Here is a 16,031-nt window from a genome sequence, read left to right on the forward strand (position 1 = left end):
TGACTATGCCGCATACCGCGATTCTTCCAAACGATCAACGCTATCGCCAAGGCGGGATGTTGTTCTTGGGCACGTTGTTCATCTTCTTTGCCAGCAGTCTGGTGTTGTATGGCATCTACGCGTTCACGCGTCAAAGCGATGTGCAAACCAGTGTTCCGTTGCCGTCTAGCTTTTTGACCAGCACGGTGTGCTTGATCGGAATCAGCGGGCTGGTTCACTGGGCGACCCGAGCGATTCGGCGCAGCCGGCTGTACACGACGGCTTGGTTGTTGGCCATCAGTGCAATCGCGGGTGTGCTGTTTATGGCGGTGCAGTACGCATCGATGCGAGAACTGTTGACCGGGCCGGCGCTACAAGGCGGAACCGGCAAAGGTGTCGCTGGGATGGTTGTCGTGCTAGCGTTCTTGCACGCCCTACATATCGCCGGCGGAGTCATCTCGCTGGGGATTGTGTCTGTGCGAGCGGCGCTGGGAAAGTATGACCGCGAACGCCATTGGCCGGTTGATTTTGCCGCCCAGTACTGGCACTTCCTGGACGTGATCTGGCTATTGATGCTGGGCACCTTCGCCATGACCACGGGCGGGTTTTAGAGACGCGTCGACCGAGCGAATCAATTCTCGAATTCGCGCGGCGATCAGATGCCGGCTTTTACTTTTTGATCGGTTCAGGAAGTGGTTCACCGACGGGAATCAATTTCATCGAGATGGAATTGACGCAGTGACGGGTGTCCTTTTCGGTCATCTTTTCACCTTGGAAGACGTGGCCGAGGTGACCGCCGCAATTCTTGCAAATGATTTCGGTGCGTCGTCCGTCTGGATCCGGTTCTCGCTGGACCGCACCTTCGATTTCGTCGTCAAAGCTGGGCCAGCCGCAACCGCTGTTGAACTTATCTTCGCTCTTGTAAAGCGGAGCGTTGCATTGGCGGCAGATGTAGGTGCCAGCGTCTTTCGTTTCGGTGTATCCGCCTGGTCCTGGTGCTTCAGTGCCCTTGTCCAGGATGACGCGAGCTTCTTCTTTGTTCAGTGGGTTGTAGTCAGGCATATTCAGGATGCGTCGATAAAGGGTGGATCGGGAGTGTCTGGGTCGGTGCCCATGGCGGGGGAAGCGCCATTGGCAGGAGAGGCTTTGATGGAGTGAGCTTCGAGTTTAGCGTCTTGCTTCTCTTCGATCGCACCACTGTAGATCTCGTGAGCGACCAAAACTACCATCCCAAACAGCAGTGGCAAGATGTAGTACAGGACGCGAAAGATCAGCACCGATGCCAGCACGGGCTTGCCAACGGTATCTTTTAGCAGAGTCCAGAGGATCAGTTCCAGTACTCCCAGTCCGCCAGGCACTTGCGTGATCAGGGACACGACGATGCCGACCAGGTACGCCGCCAGCACCATCGGGAATGGAACGACCGCGTTGCCGGGCATGACGAGGTACAGTGCCGTTGCCGAAATCAGCAGATCGACCGCGGCGACGGATGCTTGGACGGACGCCAATCCGACCGAAGGTGGGCGAAGGTGCAGTTTGCCAATCGGCCAAGGTTTGTGCCAGAAAGTGCACACGGCTGCGTAGGCCAGCGTGATCGCGAGCAGCACGAAACCGAGCGTGCGAGTACCAAACGGTAGTCGATAGTCGGTGGGCAGTTCGATCGGTGCCAGCGACAAGACGACTCCGCCGAGCAAGCACACGCCGGACCAAAACGTCAACGCGAGTACCGACATCAACGCCACGATCTGGCCGTGGGTCAGTCCCCAACGGTGATAGAACCGGTAACGAATCGGCGCGGCGGCGATCAATGTGCCAAGATTGTTGCCAAGCGAATAGCCGAGGAACGCGACCAAGGCGATCCGGCGAAGTGGCAACGCTTTGCAAACGTAACGCAGCGCCAGCAAGTCGTAACAGGTTAGCAACCCGTAGTTCAGCGCGATCAAGAATGCGGCGATCGCCAAATAGGCTGGCTCGACGCTGGTGAGTCCCTGCAGGAACTCGTCCTTGGATATTTTCCCGGCTTCCTGGACCAGCAAGCGAATCGCGAAGCCGAACAACGCTAACGCCATCACTGGGCCGACAAGCTTACGTGGGTCGACCTTGAACAAAACAGGAGTCCGGTTGAGAAATCAGGAAGGCAGCCGGTCGTGTCAGTCGGCCTATAAGCCTAACACTCTAATGCCAGTCTTGGGAATTGCCATCCGGGCGTCGGTAGTTGATGTCTTGAAGGTCGAGGTCCTTCAGGCGTTCTTCCATGTCGCGAAGCTGTTGATCGTCGTCAAGGTTTCGGTCGTTGAAATTGTCTTCGGTGGAATCATCCGGAGCTGTGCCTTCGTTGCGAGATCCGTCGCCGGCGGGTTCGCCATCGCGAGGTTCGGGAGCGTTTTCAGAATGCAGATCGTTTTCGGCTTGCTCAGGTGTGATGCGATTGGAAAGGTCAGCCACTCGGCTACCGCCGGGATCGAAAACGCTGCCCACGCGTCCGGAATCACGTAGCGTTCGCTGCCAGGCACCGCCGTAGGATGGATAGGAATCCAGATCGCAATCGGCACACAACCGGCAACCGGACATGGTTCCAAGACATGCACACGCGATCAAAAGTACTGCGGACAAACGAGCCTTGGCCATGGTGACGTTAGATATGCGGTTTTCCATGAAAACGACTCGAATGCGATCGAAGGTGCGACGGGTGTTGGATTGCTGGGTTCGCGAAGTAGGCCCATTGGGGCTCGTCGACGCGGTGCGGATCGAGAGACCTCTTCCGCTACCGTTTCATCGACGATTTCGCGGGGGTATGTGAGTTAAATTGGGAAGAATTTGCGGGTTGTTTCGTTTCTAACGATTTTTTCACCCGAAAATTTTCATTTCGGCTCAAGTTCTGTCTTCACAGCGGCAGGTCAAATAGGGGAAAAGCCATTTGTCGCCGCCACATGAAGTGCTCGCGATGCTGCGTGAAGGATCACACAGCCTTTTCTGGGACAATCTCTTCTTCGACCCAACGGTTCTCAAGCGGCACCCGCCTGCGAGCCAGACACAAGGATGTATCAAGATGGCTCAAATCGTATTCTTCGCCTCGGCTTTTTCCGCTCTCGGCCTTCCGATGTTGGCAATGTTGGCCCTTTTAGTTGCCAAACTGTCCACCGGCACCGCCGCCCGCCGGGCTGAACGTCGCTTCTTGGCCCTCTTGATCGTGATGAGTCTGGTGACCGCTCACACCGTCATGACCCAGAACGCGGCTTGGTTGATCCACACGACCACCTTGTCGCTGATGATCGTTGGATCGTTGTGGATTCCCGGACAATCGCACACCTCCGAAGGGAGCGGGCAGTTTGTCACCGGCCCCTGAATATCGAACCGAACCGGATTGGCGAGCCATCGGACGTGGCAGCCGGGATGGTGCATTGGACTGCCGAGCTATTTGGAATAGCGATGCCGTCGACACCAATTTTGCGAGCACTGGTGAGACCGGGACGCAGGTTTTAGGATGGTGCGAGGGCAGTTTGACTGTCTGTTGCCGGACAGTTTGGGGGTGGCTTGATCAAGCACGGCCACTGAGCTGGGCGGAAAGTCTCGCCATTCTTTTGTCCCCATACCGGCTCCGATTCAACGGAGTCGTGCTCGCATGACCACCTCAGCCCCGACGACCCAGCTTCCTGCCGACCACGCCAGCGTGGAGATTGTTCCGGGAGGCCCTGTGCAAGGAAGCGTGCGACCGCCGGGCAGCAAGAGCCTGACCAATCGAGCCCTGATCTGTGCTGCATTTGCACACGGAACGAGTCAGCTAACTGGGGCGTTGGTGAGTGAAGACACCGAGGTGATGATCGAATCGCTGGCCAAGATCGGCGTCAGCATCGAATCTCGCGACGCGGGTCGGACGCTGGTCGTTCAGGGCGTAACGGCGTCCTCAGAAGCAAACTCCGCGGAAAACGCGTCTGATAACGCTCCGATCGAGATGTATATAGCCAATAGCGGCACCACGGTTCGCTTCTTGACCGCAGCCTTGTCGGCATTTGGCGGAAAATACCGTCTTTCTGGCGTAAAGCGGATGCATGAGCGTCCCATTGGCGATCTGGTCGATGCGATTGCACCCGCAATTGATGGTGAAATTGCCGCGATTTCCGCCGGTGGATGCCCTCCGGTGGAGATCAACTCGCGGGGATGGTCCGGGCGGGCCATGGAGGTTGCCGGCAGTGTCAGTAGCCAGTATTTGAGTGGGCTGATGATGGCTGCACCGATTGCTAGCAAACCAGTGCAGTTAAAGATCGTCGGTGAGCTGGTTTCGATACCTTATGTTCGGATGACGGCGGAGCTGATGACGGCTTTCGGCGGCAAGACCCAGTGGGATCTGGAATCCAGTCAATCGATCGAAGTCAGCGGCAGCTATACGGCTTGCGACTATGCAATCGAGCCGGATGCTTCGGCGGCCAGCTATTTTTGGGCGGCTGCCGCGGTCACTGGCGGCCAAGTGACCGTTGACGGTCTAAGTGAAGACGCGCTGCAGGGCGACGTGGGGTTCGTTCGCGTGCTGGAACAGATGGGCTGTCAGGTGAATGCGACTAGCGATTCGATCGAGGTGATCGGCGGGACGCTGCATGGCGTCGACGTTAATATGAGCGAGATCAGCGACACGGTGCAGACGCTGGCGGTTGTGGCGTTGTTCGCGGACTCGCCGACTCGGGTTCGGGGAGTGGCCCACAATCGATTCAAAGAGACCGACCGGATCGGCAACCTGGCGATCGAACTGCGAAAGCTGGGCGGTCAGGTCGATGAGCACGAGGACGGTTTGACGATCCATCCATTGCTAGCAAAGGATGCTGGTGCGGATTCCTCGCTGGTGACTCCGGTTCAGATGGAGACCTACCACGATCACCGAATGGCGATGAGCTTCGCTGTGGCCGGTTTACGGATTCCAAGTATCCAAATTTTGGATCCGGCCTGCACCGGCAAAACGTACCCCGGCTTTTGGGCGGACCTGGAAAAACTGACCGGGCGTCCTCATCACTGGCAGAGCGGCCAAACCGAGAATGGCAAGACATGAGTCTACTGGTGACGTGCGACGGCGGCGGTTGGAAGACGCCAGTGCGTTTGAAAGGCCGATTGAACGATAGTTCTGGTGCCGGCAGCACGCTGATGTCGCCGGAGGCTCAGTTCGATCCTGCGGTTGCGATTCCGATTGGGATGACAACGCCGTCATCGAACCGTCGATGTGATCGGGTGGCGAACCTGGCCGCCCGCAAGTTTGCACTGCACAGCGGTGCTGATTTGATTTGCAACGAATACCGGGCGGACTTGGTGAACGTCGGTCGGTCGCTGCATCATCGCACTTTATTCCCCGCCCCGATCCGCGAGCTTCCTGAATCGACTCGGAAGGCGATCGTTGAGGAAATCTACACGCCATATCGAAATCGTGTGCGCCAGCGGATTGAGCAACTGTTGAGTAGTTGGTCTTACGTGATCCATCTTTCGGTGCGAACATTCGAAGCGAAGTCGACGAGCGGCCAGTGGCGGCGGGGCGACGTGGGTTTGCTCTACGATCCCTCGCGTCCGGATGAGGTGGATTGGTGTCTGGACGCTATTGATGAGCTTTACGAAGCGGTGCCCAACTTGAAGGTTCGGCGGAATCACCCGCACCGCGGCACCAACGATTCGCTGACCAAATCGATGCGGGCGGAGTTTTCGCCGGATGTGTATCTGGGAATCGAAATCGATCTCAACCGAGCCTGGGCCGCTCGCCCGGTCGCGCGGCGAGACCGGGTGCTGGACTTGATCGGCCAAGCGATCGGTAACCTAGCCGCGGAACCAATACGCATGGCGGCTTAGGGCTACCACGGAAGCATGCATGAAAACGGTGTGTCTGCCCCCACCCTCGCATCGGCCTGAACGGCCTTGCTCGACCTCCCCCACAGCGAAGCTGCGGGGGAGGATCTAAAAGAGTTGCCACATTCGCAACGGCGCAGGTTCAAATCCCCTCCCCCTGGGAGGGGTCGAGCGAAGCGAGGGGGAGGGCGGACCTGAGCATTCCTCGTAAACAACTAGAGAAGCTCACGACACCGCCCCACCGCAACGCCGCAATGCCGCAACCGGGGTTCGCTTCTACCGGTGTTGCGGTTCGTCGTCGTTAACCGGTTCGGGGTGTCGTTGGCGAACGATGGGCACCCTGCGGATCGGTCGGGTTCTGATGTGGTCGTCGGCGCGAAAGTTGGCAAGTCTTGGTTTTGGCTGCGAGTTCCGGCGCCGGATTGGACGATGAGCGAGTGACAAGCACACGCATGACGCGATTCAATGTGCCGTTTCAAGGACGAAGCTGGTCTCCCTTAACCTTCCAGCTTGCGAGTCCCCTGCCGTGCGAACTCTTAGTTTCGGCGTACTAATCGTCATTGTCGGCTTCGTTGCCGCTCTTCCGTTCCGCAAAGCGTCCCCGTCGGGCGATGCTTCTTCAGAGAACGTTTTGGCCACCGGGCCATCTACTGGCTTAACGCTTTCCAATGAAGCCGTCCCGTATGATCGGCTGCTGGTTGCCCAGGATTACGGGCCAGTCAGTGGGGCTGGGAATGGGCCGAATGCTGGTCAAGCGATGCCGATGCCACAGCGAAGTGCGGCCGGTGTACTTGGCACGTTGGCGTCTCAGGCTGGGCCGATGCGAGGAGCGATCCCTTCGGACGCTGTTGCTCGCCCACGCCGCGATTTGCGATTGCCGCTGACCTACGACGATTTGGCGGTTCCGCTAGCGACGCCGCATTACATTGACGAGCGATACAGCGCGGTTGCCAAATCACAGCCTCGCGGAGATCGCCGGCCAAGTACAGCCGAGTTCAGTTCGACTGAAGTCACTGCGGCAGATCAGGGTGGCGGACCTAGCAATGCTGGGCCTAGTGGATCCAACGCCTACGCATCCGCCGCCAATACGATGGCTGATCAGGCATTGGCTAGTCAGGCTGTGGATCCCAATCGTTCCCGCTATGAAGCAGCTCGGTTCAATGCCGAGCCTCGTCATCCAGGTTTGGCCAATTCACCTTTCCAGCAGTTCGATCCATCCCCAAGATCGATCCTGCAGCCGGATCCATTTCAAATGCCTGACGCCGAATCCGATCAGATCGCAGCAAAGCGGCAAGTCCAGGGAAGGTTGGCCAGTGATAGTCAACGTACCGGTCAGCCTAGCCTGCATGCCAATCAACTGCGTGACGAAGCTCCCGCCGCACCACGCTTGGTCCAGGATCGGCCGCAGGAAGATACCCGGGTCCGGCATTGGATTCGTCAACCGGATTGAGAAGACTGCGGTGCTGGCGGGGATGCCGTGCTGATTGGAAAGTCAAGCAGCTTGCTAGGCAATCTTGTGCTCTGAGAAGCCCATCTTTCAGGCAGCCTTGTTTACTGGTCAGCCTCCGTCGCCGCTCGCCAGTATTCGAGCGGCCGGATCCCTCTAGGAATCTTTCCCTGCCAGTCACAATCTTTCTATTCCAGGATCCGAATCCGGGGCAGATAGGTAAGGATGGGTGTCTGCGTTCCATGTGGAACTCGCACCACAGAAACACGCGGGGGCGTCAAGGCCGGTTTCTTGGGAAACCGATCTTGTTTCCTGAAACGCGTTTCACCTAGTTTCCCGGAAGTCGAACACGCTCCAGCAGCGACCGTTCGCACGAGCATCGAACAGGCTCAAGCATCTGGCAAACAGAGAAACAATCGTGGCAAGGATCTTCAGCGTCGTGAATCAGAAAGGTGGTGTCGGCAAGACGACGACTTCAGTCAACCTTTCAGCGGCGCTCGCCATGGGTGGCCACCGCACGCTGATGATTGATATCGATCCACAGTGCAATGCGACCAACGCAGTCGGCCATGAGCCAGCGAACCATCACGCGATGATTGGTGAGGCCGCACTGTCCGAGTCGGTCCTGGAAACCGAAACCGAACGCCTATCGGTCGTGCCAGGCAGTCGCCGTTTTCAAGACGCCGATGTCATGGCCGCCGCCGGCGAAGATGCCGCCAAGCGATTCCGCGGGCATCTCGATAGCGTGATGGATGATTACGAATACATCGTGGTGGATTGCCCACCCAGTGCCACAGCGATGACGGAAACGTCGCTGACGGCAAGTACCGAAGTTTTGATTCCGATTCAGTGTGAGTACTTTGCCATGGTGGGCGTTGCTCAACTGATCGGGACGATCAAGAAGGTCATCACGGCAACCGACGGACGTTTAACGTTCGGCGGAATCCTGTTGACTATGTACGACGAGTCGCTCGAGTTGACCCGCGAAATCGAGGATGAGGTTCGCGACTTCTTTGGTGACATCGTTTTTGAAAATGTCGTGCCGCGGGACGTCGCATTGAGCGAAGCCCCCAGTCACGGCCAGACTGTCTTTCAATACGCACCGCGAAGTCGTGGAGCGTACGCTTATACTCAACTGTGCATGGAGGTGCTTCAGCGTGACTAGTGCAACGTCTCAGGGATCCGCATCGGATCGTTCTGCTCGTGGGTCTGCTCGCAGTGGCGGCAAGGATCGTCGTCTCGGCAAAGGCTTAGCCGCGTTGCTCGGCACGCCGGTTGACGAAGATGGCAACCCCATCGACGAGGTGTCCGCGTTCGATCGCGGTGCCGGTCAATCCGGCTCCTCCGAAGGCGGAGCTGCATCCAGTTCGGTGCAGTCACTTGAACTGCCGATCGACGACATTCAGCCGAACCCGTTTCAGCCTCGCCGAGAATTCAATCCCGACGAGATTGCATCGCTCGCCGAGAGCCTAAAGAACCACCAGCAATTGCAGCCGGTTCTGGTTCGTATCGTTGACGGAAAGTATCAACTGATCAGCGGCGAGCGTCGGTTGCGAGCGACGATTCACGCGGGTCTGAAAACGATCCGTGCTGAAGTTCGCGAGGCGGACGACCGCCTGGTTGCCGAGTTGGCAATCATTGAGAACCTGCAGCGAAAGGATCTCAATCCAATCGAAAAGGCGATGTCGTTCAAACGCTACATCGACGAGCACAAGTGCAAGCAAGACGATCTGGCTCGCCGGTTGAGCATCGACCGGAGCACGATCGCGAACCTGATGCGGCTGCTGGAGTTGCCAGAGTCAATCTTGGAAATGTTGACCGCTGGCGAGATCAGTGCAGGGCACGCTCGTGCGTTGTTACCGATCGGTGAAGAGCAAGTTCAACTGACGATGGCTAAACGAATTTGCGAAGAGACGATGAGCGTTCGTGCGACGGAAAATGCCGTCAGCGAATTGCTGCGAGCGGAAGAGGATTCGGAGACCGGATTGAAGGTGACCAACAAGTCACGCCAAAAACGTAAGCCGATTCCACCGCACATCGAAGCGATGCAGCAAGAGATGCGAATGGTGTTTGGCACCAAGGTGGAGATCAAAGCTTCGGCTCGAAGTCGCGGTAAGATCACCCTTCACTTCAGCGATGCTGAAGAGTTCGAACGGTTGCGTGCATTGCTTGGTAATGCCTCGCGTCCGCAACTTCGCGTCGCCGGCTAACTTTCTAAGCTCCCTTTGGTTGAGCGTTTTAACTGCCTCGTCCGTCGCTGCGGTTGCGACGGACTTGCAGGCAGTCTTCTTTGAACCGGATCGCGGCTTGGCATTGATGTGCTGGATCTGGATGGGGTGCTGCGGCATGTGGCCGTTCCCTGGTGGTGGGTGCTGCTTGGCTTGCTTGATTGTGGTTTGAAGCGGCGTGTAGCCCTCACCCTCGCATTCGCCTGAACGGCTCTGCTCGACCTCTCCCCGCTGCGCCGGGAGAGGTTCTGTGCTGTGTGCTGAGTCCAACTCGACTCACAGAGAACCCCGTTCCTGAGAGGCGTCGAGCGAAGCGAGGGGCTGGGCTACCCTGTGCTGCACCCTGGGAAATTTAAGCGAAGCCATCGACGCCCATCGTCGTCACACTGTCCTGACCAACCAGTCGCCACTCTGGCAAAGACCCTGCTCGAACGCTCGCCGCTGCGCCGGTAGGAGTCTGCGTGACCTGACTCAACACACAAAGAACCCCGCCCGCTGGGAGGGGTCGAGCGAAGCGAGGGGGAGGGCTACCCTGCACTGCACCCTGGAAAATATATGCGAAGCCATCGATGTCCATCGTCGTCCATCGTCGTTACTTTTTCTTGGCCAGCCAACCACCTTGCAGTTTCGCTGTATGCCAAAGCGGTTATCGGTGCAACTAAATGCCAACGAGATTACATTGCGTCTCAACACGCATTGAGCCAAAGACCCGCGAGAGAAGCTTGTGTTCCACGAAGTTTCACGTGGCTTGTGGATTTGATTTCCACCTTCGGGTGGGTTCTGTCTTTACCGTTTGATCCGTGCATGCTGACTTGGGTGGTCGCATTACCATTGCCGCTTGCTCCTGGCGTTCCCGTTTGGTCAGTCCTGAGCATCACGCAGCCGGGCGAACCGTTTCTGATTTTCGGTGACTGTGGCGACGATACCAGCTTCGACGACGAGACTGTTTGCACGGGGAACGTCGTCATTGCCGATCGGGCAAACGGGGCAACGAATGCCCTGCGTTACCTGCTTGATCGTCATCCCCACTTCACGAACACGTTTACCGGCAATGAGGCCGGCGGGCTTTGGTACGATGGACAAGGAAGTCAAAAGAGCACTGCTGTTGTGGCCGGCGATCGCATCGACTGCGATCATCGCTGCGACGACGCTACCCTTGTGCTGGCATCAACCTTCGAAAGATTCGTTACGCAACGTCACAACAGGCTCCACGGCTGTTACCAGCTTGGTACGTTGGACGGGTGCTCTGCTGAACGCGGGACGTTCGGCGAGTCGGCTGACGGATTCAGCGACGGTTAACGAATCCATGAATCGTACCATCGAAGCTCAGCCTCTGATCGTTCTGGACAAGTCGTTGGCCGAGTCGCCAATGGCAAAGTCGTTCGATGCGAATGGACGTGCCAGCCAACGCCCCGAGTGTGGTATTCGCGGATTGGCTTTGCCATCGCGACTGGAAGAAGCGTGGAGTGCAAACACGAGCGATGAAGAAGGCGTTTCATCGCTAGCGAAGGCGGACCTTGTTGCAAGCGACAAGACAATCGCCCGCACCTTGTTGGCCCCGGTGTTGAACCCGGTGGCGGAGCTTGCAGGATTTTCGGGACTGGCATCCAATAGCCCCCTCTTGATGCCGTCACACGAGGTCAATACCTCAGTGGCACTCCCCTCCCGTCTTTCGCCCGGACTGGAAGATCCTTTTGCCGCCACCGGTTCCATTTCGCAATCAAACTGGATGAACCAGCTTGATCCGCTTGCGAGCTGGAACGCCGTTGCTATCAACCGGGCTAACGCCTTGTTGCCTAATTGCCTCAATGACTTGTTCGACGAGCCGACTCGGCCACTAATTGCCAAGACGTTGATCCCGCAATCGGTGCGAGTGCTCGCAAAGCCAGCATTTGAGTCGGCAACGATTCAGCCCGATGATGCACGACGTGCGATCCAGTCACCAACCGCATCGATGCGTTCATCCGCTGTCGTTGGCGGACCGGCATCGTGGCCGCAGCCGAAGCAGCTATCGCGGGAACTTGCGATCATCGCGCAAAGTGCGGACTTGGCCAAGATGGTGACATCGGGCGACCGACAGTCGTTCACGTCGGTGCAATTGAAGGTGGGTGAAGAGACAACGTCCCGTAACATCATTCGTTCGTTAATCGCCGAAGGCAACGCCAGCCAGGCTCAAGGCCAAGGCGTCGGCTCGATCCGACGACACGCGACTTCGATTGTGATGGGACGTTGGGCCGGACGGGTGGAGACAACGATCGCCGACTTACAAGCGTTGCCACGAATTGGTGATGAGCGATCCGGGAAGCTGATTCGACAGCTCGCGTCTTTGTCCGAGGCTGGGTTGCAGTTGGCGGAACGAGTGCCCGCCCGCGACCAGCAAGTACGTTGGCTCCGAGCCGCACATGCGTGCTCGCGTCGAGCCAACGTCTGGGGCCCGATCTGGCAGCTTGCCCGAGAAGGTGAAGCGGTGGTCGGGGATTCAGCGAACTCCGACAACGCCGATCAGCAGTACCTGTCGTTGGTTCGTTTAGATGGAAAGAGTGTCCAGCCGTTGTCGTCGACAAGTTCGAGCGACCGGATTCCGGAGTTGGTGGAACTCCTGCGTCGCGACTTGCACGAAACGGGCGACACGATGGGCTGGGAAACGTTTCTGTTGCTCGATGAAGTCGAGGCAGCGGTGCGTTCGTCGGATGTGGATGAACGAGCGTTGGTGGCTCAGCGATTTCTATCGCGGTTAGAACACCATCTGCTTACACCGGAACACGTCGAGTGGCTCAGCCGTGATAACGTGATCTCGCTCGCCCGAGCACTTCAAGTGTGGACGGTCCGACCGATTGACTACACGCAATTGCTTGGCGATTTGGAACGCGGTGAAACCGATGCGATCGATCTCGCTGCAATCAAGGTGGGCGAAGCTTTCCAGTCGCTGCGTTTTTCCGACGATGTCAATGCTGCCCGAGTCGCCAAGGCGATCGACCTGAACTATCGTAACGCGAATGTTCGTACGGCGATCTCGGTACGGCTGATTGACCGCTTGCTGCCTGCGGTGCCGGGTAAGACCCAGCCCTTGCGAACCCAGGTGTTGGGAAACGAGGTCCGAGGCACCAGCCACGTCGAAACGAAGTTAGGCATTGGTCTGACTCCTTCGCGTGATTCGTGGAACTTGAACGTTCACACTAACGGAAACGTGGTCACCCAAGGCGTGACGGCTCAATCCGGTGTGACCGTGCTAACGAGTGGCACAAGCCAGTTCCACGCGACAACGCCGCTGATCATTCGCCCCGGGAACTATTCCATCGGCGGAACGAAGGTCGAGGTTCGTGGCAGTCAGCAATTGCAGGGAGTGAAGTCGCGATACGACGGATGGCCGTTGATCGGGTCGCTGGTTCGTGGCATCGCGGAAAGTCGGTTCGAACAAGCCCGGCCGGTTGCCAGTCGCGTTAGCGAAACTCAGATTCGAACCAGCGTTGAACAGGAACTGCAAACCGAATTGGCGTTGAAGGCCAATCGAGGATCACAAAAGCTGGACGAGTTCGTTTTTGGTCCGCTAGGACATTTGAATTTGGAACCGAAGGTGGTCGATATGTCGACCACGCAAGAACGATTGATTGCGCGTTATCGTTTGGCGGGTGATTGGCAATTGGCGGCCAACACGCCTCGGCCGCGAGCTTGGAACGACAGTTGGATGAGTTTGCAGGTGCATCAATCGGCACTCAATAACACGCTCGAGCAATTGCTGCCGACGGGAAAGTCGAAAACCTTCGAGGCGTTCTTTCATGACACGCTTGAATTGTTTGGTCAGGACTTATCGGAATTACCCGAGGACATTCCGGCGGACGCGGAGATTGAATTCGCTTCCACTCGTCCCATCACGGTTGAGATGGAAGATGGAAAGCTGACGTTGACGTTGCGTGTCGTTAGCCTGTCGCAAGCGGGGCGTGCGAACCTGCGTCGCTTCATCGTACGAGCCTCGTACCGGCCGGTGATCGACGGATTGCAAGCTCGCTTGGTCCGCGACGGGCACCTCAGCGTCAGTGGTCCGGGTATGTCGATGCGCCAACGTTTTCCCATTCGTGCACTGTTCAACAAAGTGCTAGCGGAATCTCGTAGCATTCCATTGACGTTGCCACGATTGGTGGAGCACCCGGCCACACAAGACCTCGCGATCAGCCAGTTGGAACTTCGTGATGGTTGGCTCGCTCTTGCGATCAGTCCGAACACGTCCCAGCGTGTTGCGGTCGGGATGCGATCGACAGCTTCGGTTAAGTCGGTGGCACGATGATCTTCATCGCCTTCGTTACGGTGCGTTGTCTGATCAGCTTGCTAAAAAGTTGATCCGCCAATTGTGGCCTGTGTGATGTTGATCTATCCAATCACGTGAAGCCCGTGCAATGCCGACGGCTTCATTCGGTCACAACCAAGAAGCCGCCCGCCAAGCCGGAACCGGTCAGGCGTCGCGAGCTGTCCAGTGATAATTTCGACCACTGGGTCACACGCCATCCGGAGTGCCTAAGATCGGCGGTCAATTCGCGGCGAGAGAATTGATGTAGGAACATGTCGGGCAGTCCGCGGTAGGGATAAACCGCGTCGCCAAACTCGGTGTCTTTTTGCATTAACGATCGAAACCGGCTGGCAAGCAACTGACGGCGGCCGGCGGAGTGGGCGATGGCGGCATAGCGATTGTGGACGTGCAATAGAAACTGGCCGCCTGGCTGCACGATGCGGCGAACGTTGGTCAGGAAGCGGCGGCGATTCGCTCGTCCTTGGATCATTCCTAGAGTGCTGAACAGGCATACCGCGCCGGCGGCAAATGAATCGGCCAGGCACTCCAATTCCACCAGGTTCGCCCGCAGCGGCATGACGCGGGCAAGTTGCCGCTGCTGGACTTCGGCGAGCATCGGTAGGGACAGGTCGACGGCCAACACGTCATATCCCGCCTTCGACAGGACTTCGGACGCCCGTCCGGTCCCGCAACCGAGGTCGAGAATCCATTTTTTTTCGGAGCCGGCATTTCCAGTACCGTTTGCCAAACCGGTAGGGTCGCTGGTCGCATGAACAGCGGTCGTAATGGGCCGGCTTGGCCCCGGAAACACCTCTGCGGTCATTTGAAGATCGACGCGGCAAAGCGGAGTGGCTGCCACAAAGTCATCGTAGCGGGAAGCGATCGTCCCTTCGTGGGCGTAACGCCACGTTCCCGGTGAGACGCCGACCGGTCGTCGCCACGCATTTTGACTCCCATCACCGCGGGGTAACGAGGGGCTCGCGGCTGAGTCGCGGTCGTGCGTTTCGTTTTCCAAAGACATCAATCTTCGTTCGTATCGGAGTGGCTGAGTTTGCGGGGGCTATTTCAATCCGTCCACTCGCTCCTATAATTCCGCCCCCACCAGTTACTAAACTTCACTCCCTAGGGAATTTGAGCACAGTGTCTATCAAAGTAGGTATCAACGGATTCGGACGTATCGGACGGATGGTCTTTCGCGCTTCGATCAATCGTGACGACATCGATGTAGTGGCAATCAATGACTTGCTCGACGTCGATTACCTAGCATACATGCTTAAGTACGATTCCGTGCACGGCCCTTTCCAGGGTGAAGTTTGCGTTAAAGACGGCAAGTTGGTCGTTAACGGTCAAGAAATCCGCACCACCGCCGAAACCAATCCTGCCAAGCTTGCTTGGGGCGATGCAGGCGTCGATATCGTTGTCGAATCGACCGGTATCTTCTTGACCTCCGAAAAGGCTCAAGGCCACATCGACGCTGGTGCCAAGAAGGTTGTCATGTCGGCACCTTCGAAGGACGACACTCGCATGTTTGTCATGGGCGTCAACGACGACAGCTACAACGGCGAAATCTTTGTCTCCAACGCTTCGTGCACAACGAACTGCTTGGCTCCGATCGTGAAGGTTCTGAACGACAAGTTCGGCATCAAGCGTGGTTTGATGACCACCGTTCACGCTGCCACCGCAACCCAAAAGACTGTCGATGGACCATCGGCTAAGGATTGGCGTGGTGGACGTGGTATCCTTGAAAACATCATTCCTTCCAGCACCGGTGCTGCTAAGGCTGTTGGCAAGGTCATTCCAGAAATGAATGGCAAGTTGACCGGCATGGCTTTCCGCGTCCCAACTTCGGACGTTTCGGTTGTCGACCTGACCGTCGAACTCGAAAAGGAAACCACCTACGAAGATATCTGTGCTGCCATGAAGGCTGAATCCGAAGGTGCCATGAAGGGCGTCTTGGGTTACACCGAAGACATGGTCGTTTCGACTGACTTCCGTGACGAATCCCGCACCTCGATTTTCGATGCCAACGCTGGTATCCAACTCGACGGAACCTTCGTCAAGGTTGTCTCATGGTACGACAACGAGTGGGGTTACTCCTGCAAGGTTCTCGACCTCGTCGCCAAAATTAGCGATTAGCTTTTAGCTATTTAGCTGTTAGCTAGCAGCCGCGGGCATGCGGCATCGACTATCATTAAAGCGTGACCAAGTGTCACGCTTTTTTTTCCCCTCCTAATTATGGAAGCTAATAGCTAAAAGCTAGTAGCTAAAAGCTGCCTTC

General features: G+C 57.3%; 15 protein-coding genes. 10 read left to right on the forward strand and 5 right to left on the reverse strand.

All coding sequences use genetic code 11. The features are described from left to right. Positions 1 to 5: 5 nt before the first annotated feature. Positions 6 to 590: a cytochrome c oxidase subunit 3 gene (locus ACR3ZL_RS12670; protein ID WP_486173515.1), complete on the forward strand. Its 585-nt coding sequence runs from the start codon at positions 6 to 8 to the stop codon at positions 588 to 590. Positions 591 to 648: 58 nt separating this feature from the next. On the opposite strand, the gene ACR3ZL_RS12675 is transcribed toward ACR3ZL_RS12670, so the two are convergent. The 3 genes from ACR3ZL_RS12675 to ACR3ZL_RS12685 all read right to left on the reverse strand — a co-directional run bounded on the left by ACR3ZL_RS12675 (position 649) and on the right by ACR3ZL_RS12685 (position 2,634). After that, complete coding sequence (locus tag ACR3ZL_RS12675; RefSeq protein WP_486173516.1) at positions 649 to 1,041, reverse strand: methionine-R-sulfoxide reductase; 393 nt, start codon at positions 1,039 to 1,041, stop codon at positions 649 to 651. A 2-nt stretch (positions 1,042 to 1,043) separates the two neighbouring features. Beyond that, positions 1,044 to 2,048 carry a putative bifunctional lysylphosphatidylglycerol flippase/synthetase gene (locus tag ACR3ZL_RS12680; RefSeq protein WP_486173582.1) on the reverse strand — a complete coding sequence of 335 codons (1,005 nt, stop codon included), beginning with the start codon at positions 2,046 to 2,048 and terminating at the stop codon, positions 1,044 to 1,046. 106 nt (positions 2,049 to 2,154) lie between these two features. Continuing rightward, the gene (locus ACR3ZL_RS12685; RefSeq protein ID WP_486173517.1) at positions 2,155 to 2,634 is read right to left on the reverse strand and encodes a hypothetical protein; all 480 of its coding nucleotides are present in this window, start codon (positions 2,632 to 2,634) and stop codon (positions 2,155 to 2,157) included. Between the two features lie 394 nt (positions 2,635 to 3,028). Here ACR3ZL_RS12685 and ACR3ZL_RS12690 point away from each other — a divergent pair, with 394 nt between their 5' ends. From ACR3ZL_RS12690 to ACR3ZL_RS12720, 7 genes are all read left to right on the forward strand, one after another. Next, positions 3,029 to 3,325, forward strand: a complete 297-nt coding sequence (locus tag ACR3ZL_RS12690) for a hypothetical protein (RefSeq protein ID WP_473652781.1) — start codon at positions 3,029 to 3,031, stop codon at positions 3,323 to 3,325. Between the two features lie 276 nt (positions 3,326 to 3,601). After that, positions 3,602 to 5,017 carry a 3-phosphoshikimate 1-carboxyvinyltransferase gene (aroA, locus tag ACR3ZL_RS12695; protein WP_486173518.1) on the forward strand — a complete coding sequence of 472 codons (1,416 nt, stop codon included), beginning with the start codon at positions 3,602 to 3,604 and terminating at the stop codon, positions 5,015 to 5,017. Next, the gene (locus ACR3ZL_RS12700; RefSeq protein ID WP_473652780.1) at positions 5,014 to 5,799 is read left to right on the forward strand and encodes an N-formylglutamate amidohydrolase; all 786 of its coding nucleotides are present in this window, start codon (positions 5,014 to 5,016) and stop codon (positions 5,797 to 5,799) included. Before aroA ends, ACR3ZL_RS12700 begins: the two co-directional genes overlap by 4 nt. Positions 5,800 to 6,322: 523 nt before the next feature. Beyond that, entirely contained in the window at positions 6,323 to 7,246 is a 924-nt protein-coding gene (locus ACR3ZL_RS12705; RefSeq protein ID WP_473652779.1) for a hypothetical protein, read from the forward strand. Between the two features lie 415 nt (positions 7,247 to 7,661). Then, the gene (locus ACR3ZL_RS12710) at positions 7,662 to 8,408 is read left to right on the forward strand and encodes a ParA family protein (protein WP_473652778.1); all 747 of its coding nucleotides are present in this window, start codon (positions 7,662 to 7,664) and stop codon (positions 8,406 to 8,408) included. A 139-nt stretch (positions 8,409 to 8,547) separates the two neighbouring features. Beyond that, on the forward strand, positions 8,548 to 9,453 hold the full coding sequence (locus tag ACR3ZL_RS12715; RefSeq protein ID WP_473653565.1) for a ParB/RepB/Spo0J family partition protein: 906 nt from the start codon (positions 8,548 to 8,550) through the stop codon (positions 9,451 to 9,453). 19 nt (positions 9,454 to 9,472) lie between these two features. Further along, positions 9,473 to 9,643 carry a hypothetical protein gene (locus ACR3ZL_RS12720; RefSeq protein ID WP_473652777.1) on the forward strand — a complete coding sequence of 57 codons (171 nt, stop codon included), beginning with the start codon at positions 9,473 to 9,475 and terminating at the stop codon, positions 9,641 to 9,643. Positions 9,644 to 10,332: 689 nt separating this feature from the next. Here ACR3ZL_RS12720 and ACR3ZL_RS12725 read toward each other — a convergent pair. Then, the gene (locus ACR3ZL_RS12725) at positions 10,333 to 10,608 is read right to left on the reverse strand and encodes a hypothetical protein (RefSeq protein WP_473652776.1); all 276 of its coding nucleotides are present in this window, start codon (positions 10,606 to 10,608) and stop codon (positions 10,333 to 10,335) included. A gap of 169 nt (positions 10,609 to 10,777) precedes the next feature. Here ACR3ZL_RS12725 and ACR3ZL_RS12730 point away from each other — a divergent pair, with 169 nt between their 5' ends. After that, positions 10,778 to 13,753: a hypothetical protein gene (locus ACR3ZL_RS12730; RefSeq protein ID WP_473652775.1), complete on the forward strand. Its 2,976-nt coding sequence runs from the start codon at positions 10,778 to 10,780 to the stop codon at positions 13,751 to 13,753. A 121-nt stretch (positions 13,754 to 13,874) separates the two neighbouring features. Here the strand turns inward: ACR3ZL_RS12730 and ACR3ZL_RS12735 are convergent, their stop codons facing one another. Then, complete coding sequence (locus ACR3ZL_RS12735; RefSeq protein WP_473652774.1) at positions 13,875 to 14,774, reverse strand: class I SAM-dependent methyltransferase; 900 nt, start codon at positions 14,772 to 14,774, stop codon at positions 13,875 to 13,877. Positions 14,775 to 14,893: 119 nt separating this feature from the next. On the opposite strand from ACR3ZL_RS12735, the gene gap reads away from it, so the two are divergent. Continuing rightward, positions 14,894 to 15,889, forward strand: coding sequence for a type I glyceraldehyde-3-phosphate dehydrogenase (gene gap / locus ACR3ZL_RS12740; RefSeq protein ID WP_473652773.1), 996 nt, complete (start codon positions 14,894 to 14,896; stop codon positions 15,887 to 15,889). The last annotated feature ends 142 nt before the right edge of the window (positions 15,890 to 16,031 follow it).

Source organism: Rhodopirellula sp. J20-39, from assembly GCF_057365095.1.

Bases quoted from the DNA above. Each gene is read 5' to 3' on its own strand.
- ACR3ZL_RS12670 (WP_486173515.1), top strand. From the start codon at position 6: ATGCCGCATACCGCGATTCTTCCAAACGATCAACGCTATCGCCAAGGC.
- ACR3ZL_RS12675 (WP_486173516.1), bottom strand. From the start codon at position 1,041: ATGCCTGACTACAACCCACTGAACAAAGAAGAAGCTCGCGTCATCCTG.
- ACR3ZL_RS12680 (WP_486173582.1), bottom strand. From the start codon at position 2,048: ATGGCGTTAGCGTTGTTCGGCTTCGCGATTCGCTTGCTGGTCCAGGAA.
- ACR3ZL_RS12685 (WP_486173517.1), bottom strand. From the start codon at position 2,634: ATGGAAAACCGCATATCTAACGTCACCATGGCCAAGGCTCGTTTGTCC.
- ACR3ZL_RS12690 (WP_473652781.1), top strand. From the start codon at position 3,029: ATGGCTCAAATCGTATTCTTCGCCTCGGCTTTTTCCGCTCTCGGCCTT.
- aroA (WP_486173518.1), top strand. From the start codon at position 3,602: ATGACCACCTCAGCCCCGACGACCCAGCTTCCTGCCGACCACGCCAGC.
- ACR3ZL_RS12700 (WP_473652780.1), top strand. From the start codon at position 5,014: ATGAGTCTACTGGTGACGTGCGACGGCGGCGGTTGGAAGACGCCAGTG.
- ACR3ZL_RS12725 (WP_473652776.1), bottom strand. From the start codon at position 10,608: ATGATCGCAGTCGATGCGATCGCCGGCCACAACAGCAGTGCTCTTTTG.
- ACR3ZL_RS12730 (WP_473652775.1), top strand. From the start codon at position 10,778: ATGAATCGTACCATCGAAGCTCAGCCTCTGATCGTTCTGGACAAGTCG.
- ACR3ZL_RS12735 (WP_473652774.1), bottom strand. From the start codon at position 14,774: ATGTCTTTGGAAAACGAAACGCACGACCGCGACTCAGCCGCGAGCCCC.